The organism is Caproicibacterium sp. BJN0003 (assembly GCF_026314295.1).
Taxonomy (GTDB): Bacteria; Bacillota; Clostridia; order Oscillospirales; family Acutalibacteraceae; genus Caproicibacterium.
Genome location: NZ_CP111108.1, coordinates 1,475,634 through 1,492,183, shown reverse-complemented (window position 1 = coordinate 1,492,183; position 16,550 = coordinate 1,475,634). Strand labels below are relative to the sequence as shown.

The following is a 16,550-nucleotide window of genomic DNA, read 5'->3' as shown; positions in this document are numbered from 1 at the left end:
TTGCTAAAATATGAACCAACAGGTTCATTATAATTTGATATTAATTTGTTTAATACAAAAGGAGGAAAATTCCAATGGCAAAGGAAAAGTTTGACAGATCTCTGCCCCATGTAAACATTGGTACTATTGGCCATGTTGACCACGGCAAGACCACTTTAACAGCTGCAATTACCAAGGTACTAAGCTTTGAAGGCGATGCTGAGTTTAAGGATTATGCCAACATCGACAGTGCTCCTGAAGAGCGTGAGCGTGGTATTACAATCAATACTGCTCATGTTGAGTATCATACTGCAAAGCGTCACTACGCCCATGTTGACTGCCCGGGCCATGCTGACTACGTTAAGAACATGATCACCGGTGCTGCTCAGATGGATGGCGCAATCCTCGTCGTTTCTGCAGCTGATGGCCCGATGCCTCAGACTCGTGAGCATATTCTGCTCGCTCGTCAGGTTGGTGTGCCTTATATCGTTGTCTTCATGAATAAATGCGATCAGGTTGATGATCCTGAGCTGCTCGATCTGGTAGAGATGGAAATCCGTGATCTGCTGAACGAGTATGAATTCCCGGGCGATGATACCCCGATTATTCGTGGTTCCGCTCTGAAGGCTCTGGAGTCTACTTCTACTGATACAAATGCACCTGAGTACAAGTGCATTCATGAGTTGATGGATGCAGTCGATGAATATATCCCGACTCCTGACCGTAAATCCGATATGCCTTTCTTGATGCCTGTTGAAGACGTCTTCACAATTACCGGCCGTGGCACTGTTGCAACTGGTCGTGTAGAGCGTGGTCGTGTTAAGATTGGCGAGGAAGTTGAAATCATTGGTCTTACTACTGAGCGCAAGAAGTCTGTTGTTACAGGCCTTGAAATGTTCCGTAAGACTTTGGATTATGCAGAGGCCGGCGATAATATCGGTGTTCTGCTCCGTGGTATTCAGCGTGAAGAGATCGAGCGTGGCCAGGTTCTGGCAAAGCCCGGTACCGTTCATCCGCATACCAAATTCCATGCTCAGGTTTACGTCCTGACCAAGGATGAAGGCGGTCGTCATACTCCGTTCTTCAACAACTATCGTCCGCAGTTCTATTTCCGTACCACCGATGTTACCGGTGTTATCACTCTGCCGGAAGGCACTGAGATGTGCATGCCTGGCGATCACATCGAGATGGATGTTGAACTGATCACTCCTATCGCAATCGAGGAAGGCCTCCGCTTCGCTATCCGTGAAGGCGGCCATACTGTCGGTTCCGGTGTTGTTATTAAGATCAACGAGTAATTATTTGCTTGTTTAAAGAGAAAAAGCCGCAGCCATTTTGGCTGTGGCTTTTTTTGTAATTCCTTGATTTTTCTATAATTTTCCCTTTAATATGGTATAATAAGAGCAGAATATAAAAGATTATCTTAAAAACTTTTAGAAAGCAGGATATCATGAAAGTTCAGAGAAAAGAGAAGCGTAGGTTACCGCGCCGGACACTTTTATTCCGGACAAGTGTTATTTTAGCCGCAGTGGGTTTGGGGTTAATTTTATTTTTTACTTTTGATAGATACGGGAAATCAGTACAGACGGAAGTTCAAACAAATGCTGTAGTATCGTCGCAGGAAGGACAAGCTCCAAAGACAACATCTGTGACAATTTTAGGAGCGGGTGATAATTTAATTCATGAGGCGCTTTACGAGCATGTAAAAACAGCTGATGGTGGTTATGATTTTAGGCCCTATTATAAAAAAGTGAAACCTTATATCAGTGCAGCAGATATTGCAACTTTGAATCAAGAAACGCCGCTTGCAACATCTATTTATGAACCGAGCGGGTATCCGTGCTTTAATACGCCGACCCAGGATGGCGATGCTTTGGTTGATACTGGTTTTGATTTGATTAATCAAGGAAATAATCATATGTTGGATATGGGTCCAGAAGGAATTGAAGCAACGCTTAATTATTGGCAGGCAAAAAACATTCCGGTAACTGGTGCCTATCGAAATGAGGATGATCTGCAAAACATTCGGATAATCGAAAAAAATGGGATTAAGGTTGCTTTTTTAGGATTTGTCGAAATGACAAACGGCAATGAGCTTCCCTCTGATTCTCCTTTAAGGATCGTTTATACCAGTGATACCGATGTGGTAAAACAGCTGATTCAGAAAGCAAAATCCATGGCAGATGTAGTTGTAGTGCATGCACATTGGGGAAATGAAGACGATTATAAGCTTTCCGATAATGAAAAAACACTTTCTCAGGAGATGGTTGATTGGGGTGCCGATATCATCTTTGGAAACCATGTGCATGTCTTGCAGGAACTTAAAGTGCTGACTAGAAAGAGTGATGGAGCACAATGTCCGGTCATGTATGCGTTCGGTAATTTCCTTTCCGGACAGGAAGACATCAATGAATTAATCAGTGGTCTTTTAACGGTGACTGTCACGAAAGATTTGTCAACAGCAAAAACGACCGTGACAGATCTGAAGTTTAAACCAATTGTTACACATTACGAGGGAGATCGAGAAAATCTTTGTATCTATCCGCTGAGTGAATATACAGAGCAGTTAGCAGAGAAGCATGGAGTGAATCAGTTTATGTCAGGATTCTCATTGGACTTTATTAAAAAAATTGTCAACCAGTCTATTCCAAAGGAATATCAAGATAATACCTGATTCATACGCAAAATGACAGGTTGATTACTGTATTCCCAAAGAGTGTCAAAATCAGACTTGACAGCAATAGAATAGTATGTTAAAATAATCACGTGAATTCTTCGGGGCGGGGTGTGATTCCCCACCGGCGGTTATGCGGCCTTTGTGCCGATAAGCCCGCGAGCGATTTGTCAGTCGCAGGATTCTGGTGAGAGCCCAGAGCCGACGGTATAGTCCGGATGGAAGAAGATATGGAAAGAAAGCTAAGCCCCGAGTACCTTTGTGTATTCGTGGGCTTCTTTTAATTTAAAACCTCCATATCTCCAGAGGAGAGAAAGAATTATGCCAAATTTTACAAATGAAACGACGATCAACAAGAGTAAGAGTACGGATATTCGCAGAATTGCGATGATCGGAATGCTTTCTGCATTAGCCTTTATTATCATGTATTTTGAAGTGCCGCTTCCGTTTTTGCCGTCCTTTTATAAAATTGACTTTAGTGAAGTTCCAGTGCTGATTGGCGGATTTGCAATGGGGCCGGTTGCTGCAGCAATTATTGAAGCAGTAAAGGTCATTTTGCATTTGGTTATTAAGGGAACTCCTACCGCAGGAATTGGTGATTTTGCGAATTTTATCATTGGATGCGGGCTTGTCGTCCCCGCTTCAATGATTTATAAATGCCATAAGAGCCGCAAAAATGCAGTCGTTGGTATGACAGTTGGCATTTTAGTGATGGCCGTTGTCGGTGGACTTTTAAATGCTTTTCTTTTACTTCCGGCTTATGCTGCAGCATTCCATATGCCGATGGAAGCGATTGTTGGAATGGGTACCAGTGTAAACCATGCAATCATTGATGTTCCGACTTTGGTGCTCTTTGCAACGACTCCGCTGAATCTGATCAAAGGTGTTTTGGCATCAATTTTGACGCTTTTACTTTATAAACGGGTTAGTCCTTTGATTCATGGAAGAGTCTAAAAAATCAGTTTCTGTCTGAAATCCCCGATAATTGGACAGACAATGATATTTGTCCCTTTACAGCCTATAAGCTCTATGCTATACTGTACACAATTCAAGAATTTAATATTTTCCCCTTATCAAGAGTGGCGGAGGGACCAGGCCCTATGATGCCCGACAACCTACCGGTGAAAAAATCCGGTAAGGTGCTAATTCCTGCGGTGAGACCGAAAGATGAGGCTGCTTTTAATAAGCGCTGTTCGGTTTTTCACCGGACAGCGCTTTTAATTACAGGAGGACGATTTTTATGGCAAAACACTTTTTTACATCAGAATCAGTAACAGAGGGGCATCCCGATAAATTGTGCGATCAAATTGCGGATGCAATTCTGGATAAAATCATCGAAAAAGACCCGCAGGCACATGTTGCCTGTGAGGTAACGGCATGTACCGGTGTGATCCATGTGATGGGAGAAATTTCTACTGAGTGCTATGTCGATATCCCGGCAGTTGTGCGTGAGGTCGTTAATTCCGTTGGATATGATAATCCTGCTTGCGGGTTTGACGGGAATACTTGCGGCGTTCTGACTTCCATTGATATGCAGTCTCCGGATATTGCAATGGGCGTTAATGAATCCTATGAAAAGAAAAATGGCGCAACAGACGAAGCGGATACCATAGGCGCCGGAGATCAGGGCATGATGTTTGGCTATGCCTGTGATGAAACTTCCGAAAAAATGCCGTTGGCGATTTCTTTGGCACATAAGCTGAGTTATCGCCTTGCACAGGTGCGTAAGGATGGAACTTTGCCTTATCTGCGGCCCGATGGAAAAACTCAGGTAACAGTAGAATATGACGATGATACCCCTATTCGTGTAGAGGCGGTTGTTGTTTCGGCACAGCATGATCCGGAGATTCCGCTCAGTCAGATTCGGTGTGACCTTTTAAAAGAAGTGATTCAGAATGTGATTCCGGAAAAGTGGCTCGATGAAAATACAAAGTATTATGTAAATCCAACTGGACGTTTTGTAATTGGCGGTCCAGTAGGTGATAGCGGACTTACCGGACGGAAGATTATTGTGGATACATACGGTGGATATGGCCGTCATGGCGGCGGCGCATTCTCCGGAAAAGATCCAACAAAGGTAGATCGTTCCGCGGCATATGCTGCACGTTGGGTAGCACGCAATCTGGTTGCGGCCGGACTTGCCAAGAAGTGCGAAGTCCAGCTTGCCTATGCAATCGGCGTTGCGAACCCGGTTTCCATTCGTGTGGATTCTTTTGGAACTTCTGCATATGATGATGAAAAGCTTGCTAATGCAGTCAAGAAAGTATTTGACCTGCGTCCAGCGTCTATTATTAAGACATTGGATCTGCGTCGCCCGATTTATCGCGCAATTTCCAATTATGGCCAGATGGGTCGCAATGGAATGCCTTGGGAAGAAGAAAACCGCGTAAATGAACTGAAAGCTGCTTTGCAGTAAGTTCGTTAATAATCTTTAGAAGAACCAAAAATCACCTTTTTGCATACGCTGCAATGAGGTGATTTTTTATGTCTGTGGGGGAGGTACTTTTTGGACTGTTAGCGATTGTCGGCTTATGCGACCTTTTTCGGTCAGTGGTTTTTTGGATTTATAATGATCGAAAAGAAGGAGAAATCATATTGACATTGCATCTTTCTGGTCACAGGGAAGACGCTGAGTATTTGATGCGCGGTGCTTTACAGAAACTAAAGGCAGCGAAAGGCGTTTCTCAAAAACGTCTTTTAGTAATTGATGATGGGATGGACCAAGAGACCAGAAATGTTTGTGAAATTCTGCTGCAGGGACAGCCGCAGGCAATAATTTGCAGCGAAAAAGATGCTCCTGCAGAGGTTTGCAAAATGCGGTAGATCCGTGCTATACTTAAATTGATTGGAAAGACAGAAGGTGCAGTATGGCAGAGGAAGAGAAGCTTTTAGAGATGACCGGTTCCATCGAACGGGTCGTTTTTCAAAATGATAAAAATGGATATGCAATTTTGGAGATTAATAATGGGGAAGAATTAGTGACCGCGGTAGGGACGATTCCTGGTGCTGCCCCAGGAGAAGAACTGCACCTTGTTGGTATTTGGGGAGAGCATCCAACTTTTGGAAGACAGTTTCAGGTGCAGGCTTTTGAGCGGCTTCGACCGCATTCCAGCGAAGCAATTTTACAGTATCTTTCTTCGGGGGCGGTCAAGGGGATTGGTCCTCGGACTGCTCAGAGATTGGTGGAAGCATTCGGAGAGAACACTTTGGAGGTTATCGAAAAAGAGCCGGACCGATTGACTTCTATTCAGGGAATTACGCTGAATAAAGCAAAAAAGATTAACGAATATTTTTGTCAAGTGACCTCGATCCGTGAAGTGATTCTTTATCTTTCTCAGTATGGAATCACCCCGCAGGAGTCGGTGCGCGCATATCAGACTTTTGGTTCAGAGACGCCGGATATTGTACGGGAAAATCCATATCGCTTGTGCCAAGAGGGAATTTCGATTGGGTTTCACCGCGTAGATGAAATTGCTGCATCGATGGAACGTCCGGCGGATGATGACTGCCGTATTCGTGCGGGACTTATTTTTGTTTTACGCCATAATCTGCAAAATGGGCATACTTATCTTCCAAAAGATAAATTAGTTCCTGCGGCGGCGGGAATGCTGGGGGTTTCAGTAGAGCAGACGGATTCTGTAATGGAGGAACTGCTTTCGGACGGAACGCTTGATTCATGTGAGATTCATTCAAGAGTTTGCTGCTTCTTGCCGGATTATTATGAGGCGGAAAATTATGCTGCAGATCGTCTCAAAATGATGTTGGAATTTCCCTCTCAGCCAATTCAGAATGTAGAGGAAAAAATCGATTACTTCCAAAGTTCCACGGGATTAAATTATGCGCCGGAGCAGAGAGAAGCAATTCGTGCAGCCGTTACCGGTGGGATTCTGGTACTCACAGGAGGTCCGGGTACTGGAAAAACTACGACGTTGCATGCTATCATTCACTTGTTAAAACAAAATGGAGAAAAAGTTTTTCTAGCGGCTCCAACTGGGCGAGCGGCAAAACGAATGAGCCAGATGACAGGGGAAGAAGCGAAAACAATCCACCGCCTTTTACAGGTGGAATGGGGAGAAAATGATCAGCCGGTTTTTTCCTGTAATGAAAAAAATCGTTTGGAATGTGATGCACTGATTGTGGACGAGCTGTCAATGATGGATGCAAAACTTTTTGAGTCTCTTTTAAAAGCTTTGCCGATGGGATGTCGGCTGATTCTTGTAGGGGATCGAAATCAGCTTCCGTCTGTCGGGGCAGGCAACGTATTGGGGGACTTGATTGATTCGGGAAAGCTTCCTGTTGTTGCATTGAAACATATTTTCAGGCAGGCGATGGAAAGCCTGATTATCACCAACGCACATGCAATTTTAGAAGGGAAAATGCCAATCCTCAATGACCACAGCCGGGATTTCTTCTTTTTGCCGTGCAGTGAGCCCGAGAAGATTTCGAAGACAGTTATTGATCTGGTGAAGCGTCGTTTACCGGAATCCTACGGCTATTCGGGGATGACAGATCTTCAGGTTTTGTCAATGGCACGAAAAGGCGATTTGGGAACGATTGAGCTGAATCGTCGGCTTCAGGCGGTTTTAAACCCAGCTGACCGCACAAAAGCCGAGATTCGGGTGGGTCCATTTTTGTTTCGCGAAGGCGATAAAGTGATGCAGATTAAAAATAATTATCATATTGCATGGGAAGAGCAAGACGGATCTCAGGGGGAAGGCGTTTTTAACGGGGATATGGGAATTCTGCAAAAAATTGACCGTCGAGCTTCCATACTACAAGTCGAAATGGATGGTCGTTTGATTACCTATGAATTGGGCATGGCAAAAGAGTTGGAGCTTGCCTATGCGATGACCATTCATAAAAGTCAAGGCAGTGAATTCGATGCGGTTGTAATGCCTGTTTATCCGGGTCCTCCGCAGCTCTTATATCGGAATTTACTTTATACGGCGATTACAAGAGCGAAAAATTTACTGATTTTGGTTGGAACACAGCAAACGATTCGTACTATGGTAGAAAACGATAAGAAAATGAAGCGCTTTTCAGGACTTTGTGCCTTTTTAACAGGAGAAGAAAATCATGAACCAGATTCTGACTAAGATGCTTGAATGCTTTTTTCCGCCGCACTGTGTCTTTTGTGATTGTGTTTTGTCGAGTGGTCAGATCATCTGTAAGCATTGTTCCGAGACGGTTTCGGAAACTTTTTGGCAGAGGGATTTTTTGCTCTTGTCAAAGTATCCTTTTTCTTGTACAGCACTTTATGATTATACAAGCGAAGTACGAAGTGCCTTGATTCGGTTTAAATTTCAGGATGAAACGATTTTAAAAGAATATTTTGGAGAAAAGCTTTCGGAGCGGATGAAGGAAATTCCTTTTCGGCCGGACATGGTTACGTCGGTTCCGATTTCCAAAAAGAGAAAAAGACAGCGCGGCTATAATCAAAGTGAGCTTCTCGCAAGGGAAATTTCTAAAGATATAAAAGTTCCCTATCAAGAACTGCTTTCTAAAGTGCGGGATAATGTTCCGCAGCATGAATTATCAGAACAGGATCGTCTAGAAAATGTGAAAGATGTTTACTGCACCAAAAATGACGAAGAGATTCTTGGGAAAAAGATCCTTTTAGTAGACGATATTTTGACAACGGGAGCGACAATGTGTTCTGCTGGGCAGACTTTATTTTGTGCAGGAGCGAAAGATGTTTTTGGAATTGCAGTAGCAACAACTCCTGTTTCCCGTTGAAAAGCACTTTTATCTGTATTATAATAAAAGAACTATAAAGAATGGATGTGATTTGATTTGCTCGGTACCGATATTGCCATTGATCTAGGCACTTATGCGATCAAACTTTTTGTAAATGGACAGGGCGTTACCGTTCATGAGCCGTCGGTTGTTACGATCGATACGGAAAAGAATCAGGTAACGGCGGTCGGAAAAAAAGCTTATGAAATGCTTGGGCGTACCGGAAATAGACTTCGTGTGGAGCGTCCGCTGCAAAATGGAGTAATTTCCAATTTCGATTTGGCGCAGTATCTTGTCAGCCACTATATTCATGAACTGGGCGCAAAAAAGATGGTGATGCCGCGGGTGGTCGTGAGTGTTCCATGCAATATTACCGAAGTGGAAAAACGTGCAGTTGTGGATTCGATCAGCGCAGCGGGAGTACGAAAGATTTGTTTGATTCAGGAACCAATCGCAGCGGCGATGGGGGCTGGAGTCGATATTAGTTCTCCACATGGTGTTTTAGTAGTCGATATTGGCTGTGGAACGACGGATATGGCAGTTTTGTCTTTGCGCGGGGTTTCCAATTCCAAAATTGTTAAAATTGCGGGGCAAAAGTTTGATGAAGCCATTGCCCGTTTCATTCGTAATAAATATCATTTGCAGATTGGAGAGCGAATGGCTGAAGCCTGCAAAATTGCGATCGGCGGGGTTTTGCCCAGAACAGATTTTGTAACGACGTTCACGGCCAAAGGAAAAGATACAGAGAATGGACTTCCGGCGTGGGCAGAGGTTACCAGCGAAGAAGTTTTGGAAGCAATGACGGAACCGGCGATGGATATTGTTCATGCGGTTCAGAAATTGATGGAAGAAACGGACCCCGAACTTTTAGGGGATGTTTTTTCAGATGGCATTATTTTGACTGGTGGTTCTGCAAAAATTTATGGGTTTGCAGATCTCCTTTCTAAGCACGTTGGGATGCCTGTGAGAGTCGCAGAGAATCCGGAACTGTGTGTCGCATTAGGTGCGGGTCAAGCAATTCCATTTATTGAAGATTTGGAAAAGAAGCGCGAGGGAATTATCAACCCTTTGAGTGCTGCTTATTAAAATTAAGTAAAAGGATCCGCAGATGGAAGAACTTTCCGTCTGCGGATCCTTTTTGTAAGCTCTTATTAAAATTTATAAACCACGCATAAAGTCCGGCTTAAAATCGTGATCAGATTGTGCTTCTTCAATTTGTGCAAGCATTCTTGGAATATCTCGATTTAGGTCTCCTCCTAAATCCACATAGTTGGAAGCGTGATTAGAACGGAAAACGGAACCTTCGCTGTCTACATTTTTGAGAAAGAGTTTAAGCTCATCGAGCAGTTCCATAGGGGACATTCGCTGAAATTCACCATTCTTTACTTGATCGTAAAGAGGGGTTCCAGGATAAACTCGCAAAGTCAAAAAGCTGACATATTCGGGCTTAATTAAAGAGGTGATCTTGGCACTTGCAAGTGCGTGTTCTTTGGAGCGGACGCGGCTGCCCATGCCGGAAATCAGCATCATAGAGACTTTAATTCCTGCTTTTTTGAGTTTTAGACAGGCTTCAACTGTTTCCTCTGCCGTAACGCCTTTTCGAATGTTTTTCAGGACTTCATTGTCGCCGCTTTCAGCACCAATATAAACCATTTCGAGGCCAGCTTTGCGCAGCTGCAGCAATTCCTCCGGCGTTTTCAGAAGAACATCTGCTGGAGCACCATAAGAAGTCACTCGTTCACATTCTGGGAAAAGACGGCGAATTTCGCTGAGAATGTAAAGCAAATCGGGAGTCTTTACAATTAAAGCATCTCCATCTGCCAAAAAAATTCGGCGTACATACGAATAAGTATTCCGTGATTCTTTTAAATCCCGGACAACATCTTCCAGCTTACGAATTCGAAAGTTCTTTTCTTTATACATTGTACAGAAGGTACAGGTGTTTCTGGCACATCCAATGGTAAGCTGAATAATCAAGCTTCTGGCTTCACTCGGCGGACGATAAACAATGCCTTCATATCGCATATCATTTCACAGCCTTTCTTTGAAGTAAATAGAGAAATCTTAAAAAACGTCGCTCATTTATCATGAGGCGGCGTTTTTTCGTGACTATGCTTTTTCCTGGTATCGTTTGACGATTTGGTTCGCACATTTATAGACATCTCCACCGCCAAGGGTGAGAATCAAATCTCCGGGCTTTGCCTTTTCTATAACATAGTCGGTGATTTCAGGGAATGTTTTTCGATAAACAGCACTGGGGACTTTTTTGACCAAATCTTCGGCGTAGATGTGATACGTGTTCGTTTCACGTACCGGCAGAATTTCGGAGACAATCACATGGTCAGGAATCGTTAGCGCTTTTGCAAAATCATCAAGCAGCATAGCTGTACGACTGAAGGTATGGGGCTGAAAGATTGCCCAGACCTCATGGAATCCCATATGCATGGCAGCGCTTAGAGTTGCAGTAAGCTCGGTAGGATGATGTGCAAAATCATCGGCAACTGTGATGCCGTCGAAGTGCCCCAGAATTTCGAAACGGCGGTGAACGCCGGTAAAAGTATGGAGACTCTTTTTGATGGATTCTACTGGAACACCAAAGTAGTCTGCTACTGCAAATGCTGCAAGCGCATTGTAAATGTTGTGTTTGCCCGGAATTCCCAACGTTACGTTGCAAAGAGGAGTTCCATCTTTTACGATATCAAAATTTTCTTTTGCACCTTTGGTCGGGGCAATATTTGTCGCATAATAGCGATTTTTAGGATCAAGTCCAAACGTAATAATTTCCAGATTATCAATGCCCTCAAGTGCTTTTTGAGAGTTTAAATCATCTCCGTTTACAACGACTGCACGAGAAGTCTGTGTTGCAAACTGATGAAAAGACTTAATAATGTTGGATAGATTTTTAAAATAGTCGAGGTGGTCTGCATCTACATTCAGAATCACAGAAACTGCAGGATACAACTGCAAGAAAGTATCAACATACTCGCAAGCTTCACAGACAATAGTGCCGGAATGTCCGGCACGTCCGTTTGTGCCGATAGAGGGCAGCTTCCCACCGATTACAGCAGAGGGATCACGCCCAGCGTCCATTAAGATTGTGGTGATCAATCCGGTCGTTGTCGTCTTTCCATGGGTCCCGGAAACACAGATACTGTCCGGATACCGGCGAACCACCATTCCCAGCATGACGCTGCGTTCAATTTCTGGAATTTTACGTTCCCTTGCGGCAACGCGTTCCGGATTATCTTCTTTAATAGCGGCCGAATAGACGACTAGCTCTGCATCATGCAGATTTTCGGCTTTTTGTCCCATATAAACCGGAATTCCATAAGTGCGCACTCTGGCGAGTGTATCGGATTCACTGTTGTCGGAACCGGAAATTTGATATCCACGATGAATTAGAATTTCAGCGATAGGGCACATGCCGGAACCGCCGATTCCGATAAAGTGGATTTTTTTAACACGTGATAAAATATCATCCATAAAGGCAAGACACCTCTTCCAATCATAACAAGATACGTTTTTATATTATAATACTTTTTCAGGATAAAATAAATAGTTTTCTTTGGAAAGGACCGAAAAACAAAATCTTTTTCGGTATGCGCACAGGAAAGAAAAATACTCCATAATATGGCTTAAAGAGGCTAAGGAGGGATTGCTGTGCCTTTTCGTCATTCATTTGGAATTTTAGGGGGAGACAAACGTCAATTGTTTTTGGCAGAACTGCTGGCGTCAGATGGCTATGAGGTTTTCGTTTATGGATTTCCCCATATTAATTTTGTTCATTCATCCATTCAAAAAGTGGATTTAAAAACCACAATGGATGATTGCCGGGATCTAATTCTGCCGCTTCCAGTAAGTACTGACGGAAAGAATTTGAAGGCAATTTATGCAGATGAGCCGATTCCTTTAGACGATCATTTTGCAAAGGAATGCGGAGGACATCGAGTATATGTGGGGATGAAAGAGCGATTGCTAAGGAGCAGTCCGCTTTGGGAAAACGTAGATGTGCGGGATTATAATGCGCAGGAGGAATTTGCGGTTCGCAACGCGGCCATTACTGCAGAGGGAGCGATTGGAATTGCAATAGGAGAATATCCAGATGTTCTTTATCACAGCAGATGCCTAGTCGTTGGCTTTGGAAGAATCGGGAAACAGCTTTCTTTAAGGCTAAAAGCGATGGGGGCAAATGTTTCTGTTTGCGCAAGAAAAGAAAAAGATTATGCGATGATTGAATCACTTGGGATGGAGCCGATTCTAACAGCAAAAATCGGGGAAAAAGTTTCTTTTGATTTGATTTTTAATACAGTGCCGGTAGTTTTATTTAACCGTATGGTTCTGCAGCAATTTCCAAATACAATTATTTTAATTGATTTATCATCTTCCCCTGGTGGGGTCGATTTGGAAGCGGCAAAGGAGCTGGAAATCAATGTTGTGCAGGCACTTTCGCTGCCGGCAAAGATAGCTCCAAAAGCAGCAGGAAAAGTGATTCAGCAAACGATTTATATGATGATGAGGGAGTGAAAGGATGAAACAGCTTACCTTTGGATTTGCTATGTGTGGATCATTCTGCACGTTTTCAAAAGCCTTTGAGCAAATGGAATCTTTGGTGCAGGACAAATATCAAATTATTCCGATTATGAGCGAAACAGCGAGCAGCACCAATACCAGATTCGGAAATGCAGAAGATTTTAAAGTTCGGGCGGAGATGCTTTGCGGTCACCCGGTTATTGACAGCATTGTAAAAGCGGAACCAATCGGTCCGCGGCATTTGGTGGATCTGATGATCGTTGCGCCCTGTACTGGAAATACGCTGGCGAAGCTTGCGCATGGAATTACGGATACAGCAGTTACAATGGCGGTAAAGTCCTGTTTGCGTATTGGATTACCGGTGCTGATTACGTTAGCAACAAACGATGCTTTGGCAGCTTCTGCCCAAAATATTGGACGCTTGCTCAATACCAAGCATATTTTCTTTACTCCATTCCGGCAAGATGCACCGGAAACAAAAGCGACCTCTGTGGTAGCAGATTTTTCTATGATTTTGCCGGCAGCATTAAAAGCTTTAGAAGGCAAACAACTGCAGCCGCTTCTTTTAGGCAGTAATGATTCATTTTGAGATTGTATCAAAGGCAAATTCATGCTATTATAAAAAGCAAAAGAAAGAAAAATAATGGATTATGCAAAAGACAAAGGAGTGTTTGCTATGCAGCAGTATCGTCCGGATACCGTATGTATCCACGCAGGCTATACGCCGAAAAATGGAGAACCGCGTGTACTTCCGATTGTTCAAAGTACTACTTATCGGTATGAGACAGGAGAACAGATGGGAAAGCTGTTTGACCTGGAGGAAGATGGATTTTTCTACACACGGATTGCAAACCCCACTTTGGATGCAGTGGAAAAGAAGATTGCTGCATTAGAAGGCGGCGTAGGCGCAATGCTGACTTCTTCCGGAATGGCAGCATCTTTTATGGCAACCTTTAATATTTGCCCAACGGGGAGCCATATCGTTTCGAGTAATGCGGTTTATGGCGGTACTTTTAATTTATTTAATAAAACAATGCGCGAGATGGGGATAGAGACTACTTTTGTGCATCCGTCGGCGACAAAAGAAGAATTGGAAGCGGCTTTTCAGGAAAATACCCGTGCGGTTTTCTGCGAGACTCTTTCCAACCCGTCTTTGGTCGTAACAGATCTGGAACTCTTTGCACAGGTTGCTCATGAGCATGGGGTTCCTCTAATTGTCGATAACACATTCCCAACTCCAATTAACTGCCGCCCATTTGAATTTGGGGCGGATATTGTTGTTCATTCTACCACGAAATACATGGATGGTCATGCAGTACAGTTGGGTGGCGTTATTGTAGACAGCGGAAATTTTGACTGGACAAACGGGAAATATCCGGCGTTAACAGAGCCGGATGAATCCTATCATGGAATCACCTATACAAAGCAGTTTGGAAAGGCAGCTTATATTACAAAAGCCAGAGTGCATATGATGCGCGATCTGGGTGCGCAGGCAGCTCCGATGAATGCATTTCTTCTAAACCTTGGTCTAGAGACGCTGGCTCTGCGGATGGAACGCCACTGCTCCAATGCACAGAAGGTCGCAGAATTTTTGGAGAAGCACCCGAAAGTGTCCTGGATTAACTATCCAGGACTTGCAAGCAGCCCATATTATCAGCTTGCACAAAAGTACCTGCCAAATGGAAGCAGCGGTGTGGTGTCATTTGGCGTGAAGGGAGGAAGAGAGGCTGCCAGTAAATTTATGTCTGGCTTAAAGCTCGCTTCCATCGTAACTCATGTAGCGGATCTGCGTACTTGTGTATTGCATCCTGCAAGCACAACGCATCGTCAGATGAGTGATCAGGAGCTTTTAGAAGCCGGTGTAAAACCGGATCTGATCCGCTTTTCCGTCGGAATCGAAAATCCGAATGATATTTTGGAAGATTTGGAACAGGCTTTGAAACAGGTCTGAGTTTGATTTGATAGAATAAAAAACAGCTGCCCGGTAAAGCGTTTACTGCCGGACAGCTGTTTTTTATTTTACGGTAATTAGCTGATACTCTTTTGTGCCAAGCCCCATTTCTTCTCCATGAGCGATCTGTGTTCTCCAGGAACAGTTGGGGAAAAGCGCTGTAAAATAGTCGTCGCCTTGCTTTGCTTTTCCGTCCAATTCGGAACCGGGTAAAATAATTTGCTGATTTACCGCATCGGCACAAGCCTGATCCAATGCAATCGGATCGAAAGAAGCAAACATGCCTACATCCGGTACGACCGGCGTATCATTTTCCTCATGACAGTCACAATAGGGAGAAACGCTCACAACTAGACTGATATGAAACTGTGGACGATTATGCAGAATAGCCCAACTGTATTCGACGATCTTTTTATTGAGAATTTCTTCTACTTCGTCATTAGCAGCGCAGATTGCGTCTTTGGGGCAAACCCCGATACATCTGCCGCAGCCTACACATTTTTCATGATCGATTGCAGCTTTTTTGTTGGTAACCGTGATGGCATGATGCGCACAAACTTTGGTACACCGTCCGCAGCCGATACATTTTTCCGAATCGGTCAGAGGCTTTCCGGCACTGTGCATTTCCATTTTGCCAGCACGGGAACCGCCTCCCATACCAATATTTTTCAGTGTGCCGCCAATTCCAGTTGCCTCGTGAACTTTAAAATGGGTCAGAGAAATGATGATGTCTGCATCCATCAGCGCACGAGCAACTTTTGCTTCTTTTACATATTCGCCGCCTTTTACCGGAACCAGCACTTCATCTGTTCCTTTGAGACCGTCGGCGATCAAAATCTGACAGCCGGTTTGAAGCGGAGAAAACCCGTTGAGATAAGCGGTATCAAGGTGCTCCAATGCATTCTTTCTGCCGCCTACATAAAGCGTATTGGCGTCTGTTAAAAATGGTTTTCCACCTTGACTTTTTACAAAGTCGGCAATCGTTTTTGCGTATTGATGGCGCAGAAAAGCAAGATTCCCAAGCTCTCCAAAATGCATCTTGATTGCGGCAAATTGATCCTCAAAATGAATTTTTCCCATGCCGGCAGCTGTGATCAGCCGAGTAAGCTTCTTTTGTAGGCTGTCACCTGGCTTTACGCGCATATTTGTAAAATAAACATTAGATGAGTTCATGGTGAATTCTTCCTGCCTTTCGTCTTCGATTTTTTGTGGGGGGAAATGGTAGAAGTTAAATGAAAACTGTCACAGATCATTTCCTGCAGATCACATAGTGGAAGCGCAAGATTTGGATATGCGGAGATCCAGTGACGTTTATTCATGTGCCATCCAGCGGTAACGGAGTCTGGATAAACACTGCGCCAAAAATCTGCTTTTGACGGTTCGCATTTTAAATTAATACAAAGCCCCTTTTTCTGCTGGGTAATCAGCCCAAACCACTTTTTATTCTCTTTATGGCGCAGAGCGATAGCATCCCCGTTTTCAAAAGGACAGTCGGCTACAGCACCGGAAAATCCAAGGCATAGTTTACATAACTCATTACTCGTCATAAAGAAAATCTCCCGTCAATATCTGTGGTTATTTTAACATAAAGTATGGCAAAATACCAGCAGCGATTCTTGATCAAGAATTTTCTTGTTTTCTTAGAAAACCGTCCTATAATGGAAGCAGTTAAAGAGGAAA

The 16,550-nt window shown here is 43.8% G+C and carries 15 protein-coding genes and 2 riboswitches; of the genes, 11 read left to right on the top strand and 4 right to left on the bottom strand.

Annotated features, from left to right (window positions below; genetic code table 11):
- Positions 1-74: 74 nt before the first annotated feature.
- From tuf to OP489_RS07365, 8 genes are all read left to right on the top strand, one after another.
- A complete protein-coding gene (tuf, locus tag OP489_RS07400) occupies positions 75-1,277 on the top strand; it encodes an elongation factor Tu (protein WP_266161301.1) in 1,203 nt (400 codons plus the stop codon).
- 152 nt (positions 1,278-1,429) lie between these two features.
- Complete coding sequence (locus tag OP489_RS07395; protein ID WP_266161300.1) at positions 1,430-2,653, top strand: CapA family protein; 1,224 nt, start codon at positions 1,430-1,432, stop codon at positions 2,651-2,653.
- Positions 2,654-2,746: 93 nt separating this feature from the next.
- Positions 2,747-2,887: riboswitch (FMN riboswitch) on the top strand.
- An 87-nt stretch (positions 2,888-2,974) separates the two neighbouring features.
- A complete protein-coding gene (locus tag OP489_RS07390; protein WP_266161298.1) occupies positions 2,975-3,607 on the top strand; it encodes an ECF transporter S component in 633 nt (210 codons plus the stop codon).
- A gap of 113 nt (positions 3,608-3,720) precedes the next feature.
- Positions 3,721-3,827: riboswitch (SAM riboswitch) on the top strand.
- A 66-nt stretch (positions 3,828-3,893) separates the two neighbouring features.
- The gene (gene metK / locus OP489_RS07385) at positions 3,894-5,069 is read left to right on the top strand and encodes a methionine adenosyltransferase (protein ID WP_266161297.1); all 1,176 of its coding nucleotides are present in this window, start codon (positions 3,894-3,896) and stop codon (positions 5,067-5,069) included.
- 179 nt (positions 5,070-5,248) lie between these two features.
- Positions 5,249-5,476 carry a hypothetical protein gene (locus OP489_RS07380; protein ID WP_266161296.1) on the top strand — a complete coding sequence of 76 codons (228 nt, stop codon included), beginning with the start codon at positions 5,249-5,251 and terminating at the stop codon, positions 5,474-5,476.
- 44 nt (positions 5,477-5,520) lie between these two features.
- Positions 5,521-7,749, top strand: a complete 2,229-nt coding sequence (locus OP489_RS07375) for an ATP-dependent RecD-like DNA helicase (protein ID WP_266161294.1) — start codon at positions 5,521-5,523, stop codon at positions 7,747-7,749.
- On the top strand, positions 7,730-8,389 hold the full coding sequence (locus OP489_RS07370) for a ComF family protein (RefSeq protein WP_266161293.1): 660 nt from the start codon (positions 7,730-7,732) through the stop codon (positions 8,387-8,389). Before OP489_RS07375 ends, OP489_RS07370 begins: the two co-directional genes overlap by 20 nt.
- A 57-nt stretch (positions 8,390-8,446) precedes the next feature.
- Complete coding sequence (locus tag OP489_RS07365) at positions 8,447-9,475, top strand: rod shape-determining protein (protein WP_266161291.1); 1,029 nt, start codon at positions 8,447-8,449, stop codon at positions 9,473-9,475.
- 72 nt (positions 9,476-9,547) lie between these two features.
- Here OP489_RS07365 and OP489_RS07360 read toward each other — a convergent pair whose 3' ends face one another.
- Positions 9,548-10,414, bottom strand: a complete 867-nt coding sequence (locus OP489_RS07360) for a radical SAM protein (protein WP_266161290.1) — start codon at positions 10,412-10,414, stop codon at positions 9,548-9,550.
- Between the two features lie 84 nt (positions 10,415-10,498).
- Positions 10,499-11,872 carry a UDP-N-acetylmuramate--L-alanine ligase gene (murC, locus tag OP489_RS07355; RefSeq protein WP_266161289.1) on the bottom strand — a complete coding sequence of 458 codons (1,374 nt, stop codon included), beginning with the start codon at positions 11,870-11,872 and terminating at the stop codon, positions 10,499-10,501.
- Positions 11,873-12,049: 177 nt separating this feature from the next.
- On the opposite strand from murC, the gene OP489_RS07350 reads away from it, so the two are divergent.
- The 3 genes from OP489_RS07350 to OP489_RS07340 all read left to right on the top strand — a co-directional run bounded on the left by OP489_RS07350 (position 12,050) and on the right by OP489_RS07340 (position 14,870).
- Positions 12,050-12,913: a dipicolinate synthase subunit DpsA gene (locus OP489_RS07350; RefSeq protein WP_266161288.1), complete on the top strand. Its 864-nt coding sequence runs from the start codon at positions 12,050-12,052 to the stop codon at positions 12,911-12,913.
- A gap of 4 nt (positions 12,914-12,917) precedes the next feature.
- The gene (locus OP489_RS07345) at positions 12,918-13,508 is read left to right on the top strand and encodes a dipicolinate synthase subunit B (RefSeq protein ID WP_266161286.1); all 591 of its coding nucleotides are present in this window, start codon (positions 12,918-12,920) and stop codon (positions 13,506-13,508) included.
- 87 nt (positions 13,509-13,595) lie between these two features.
- The gene (locus OP489_RS07340) at positions 13,596-14,870 is read left to right on the top strand and encodes an O-acetylhomoserine aminocarboxypropyltransferase/cysteine synthase family protein (RefSeq protein WP_266161285.1); all 1,275 of its coding nucleotides are present in this window, start codon (positions 13,596-13,598) and stop codon (positions 14,868-14,870) included.
- Positions 14,871-14,933: 63 nt separating this feature from the next.
- Here OP489_RS07340 and OP489_RS07335 read toward each other — a convergent pair whose 3' ends face one another.
- Complete coding sequence (locus OP489_RS07335; RefSeq protein WP_266161284.1) at positions 14,934-16,043, bottom strand: DUF362 domain-containing protein; 1,110 nt, start codon at positions 16,041-16,043, stop codon at positions 14,934-14,936.
- Positions 16,040-16,417, bottom strand: coding sequence for an MmcQ/YjbR family DNA-binding protein (locus tag OP489_RS07330; RefSeq protein ID WP_266161283.1), 378 nt, complete (start codon positions 16,415-16,417; stop codon positions 16,040-16,042). Before OP489_RS07330 ends, OP489_RS07335 begins: the two co-directional genes overlap by 4 nt.
- Between the last annotated feature and the right edge of the window lie 133 nt (positions 16,418-16,550).

Excerpts from the sequence above, each read along its gene's own strand:
- tuf (WP_266161301.1), top strand. The coding sequence starts at position 75 with ATGGCAAAGGAAAAGTTTGACAGATCTCTGCCCCATGTAAACATTGGT.
- OP489_RS07395 (WP_266161300.1), top strand. The coding sequence starts at position 1,430 with ATGAAAGTTCAGAGAAAAGAGAAGCGTAGGTTACCGCGCCGGACACTT.
- OP489_RS07390 (WP_266161298.1), top strand. The coding sequence starts at position 2,975 with ATGCCAAATTTTACAAATGAAACGACGATCAACAAGAGTAAGAGTACG.
- metK (WP_266161297.1), top strand. The coding sequence starts at position 3,894 with ATGGCAAAACACTTTTTTACATCAGAATCAGTAACAGAGGGGCATCCC.
- OP489_RS07375 (WP_266161294.1), top strand. The coding sequence starts at position 5,521 with ATGGCAGAGGAAGAGAAGCTTTTAGAGATGACCGGTTCCATCGAACGG.
- OP489_RS07370 (WP_266161293.1), top strand. The coding sequence starts at position 7,730 with ATGAACCAGATTCTGACTAAGATGCTTGAATGCTTTTTTCCGCCGCAC.
- OP489_RS07360 (WP_266161290.1), bottom strand. The coding sequence starts at position 10,414 with ATGCGATATGAAGGCATTGTTTATCGTCCGCCGAGTGAAGCCAGAAGC.
- murC (WP_266161289.1), bottom strand. The coding sequence starts at position 11,872 with ATGGATGATATTTTATCACGTGTTAAAAAAATCCACTTTATCGGAATC.
- OP489_RS07345 (WP_266161286.1), top strand. The coding sequence starts at position 12,918 with ATGAAACAGCTTACCTTTGGATTTGCTATGTGTGGATCATTCTGCACG.
- OP489_RS07340 (WP_266161285.1), top strand. The coding sequence starts at position 13,596 with ATGCAGCAGTATCGTCCGGATACCGTATGTATCCACGCAGGCTATACG.
- OP489_RS07335 (WP_266161284.1), bottom strand. The coding sequence starts at position 16,043 with ATGAACTCATCTAATGTTTATTTTACAAATATGCGCGTAAAGCCAGGT.
- OP489_RS07330 (WP_266161283.1), bottom strand. The coding sequence starts at position 16,417 with ATGACGAGTAATGAGTTATGTAAACTATGCCTTGGATTTTCCGGTGCT.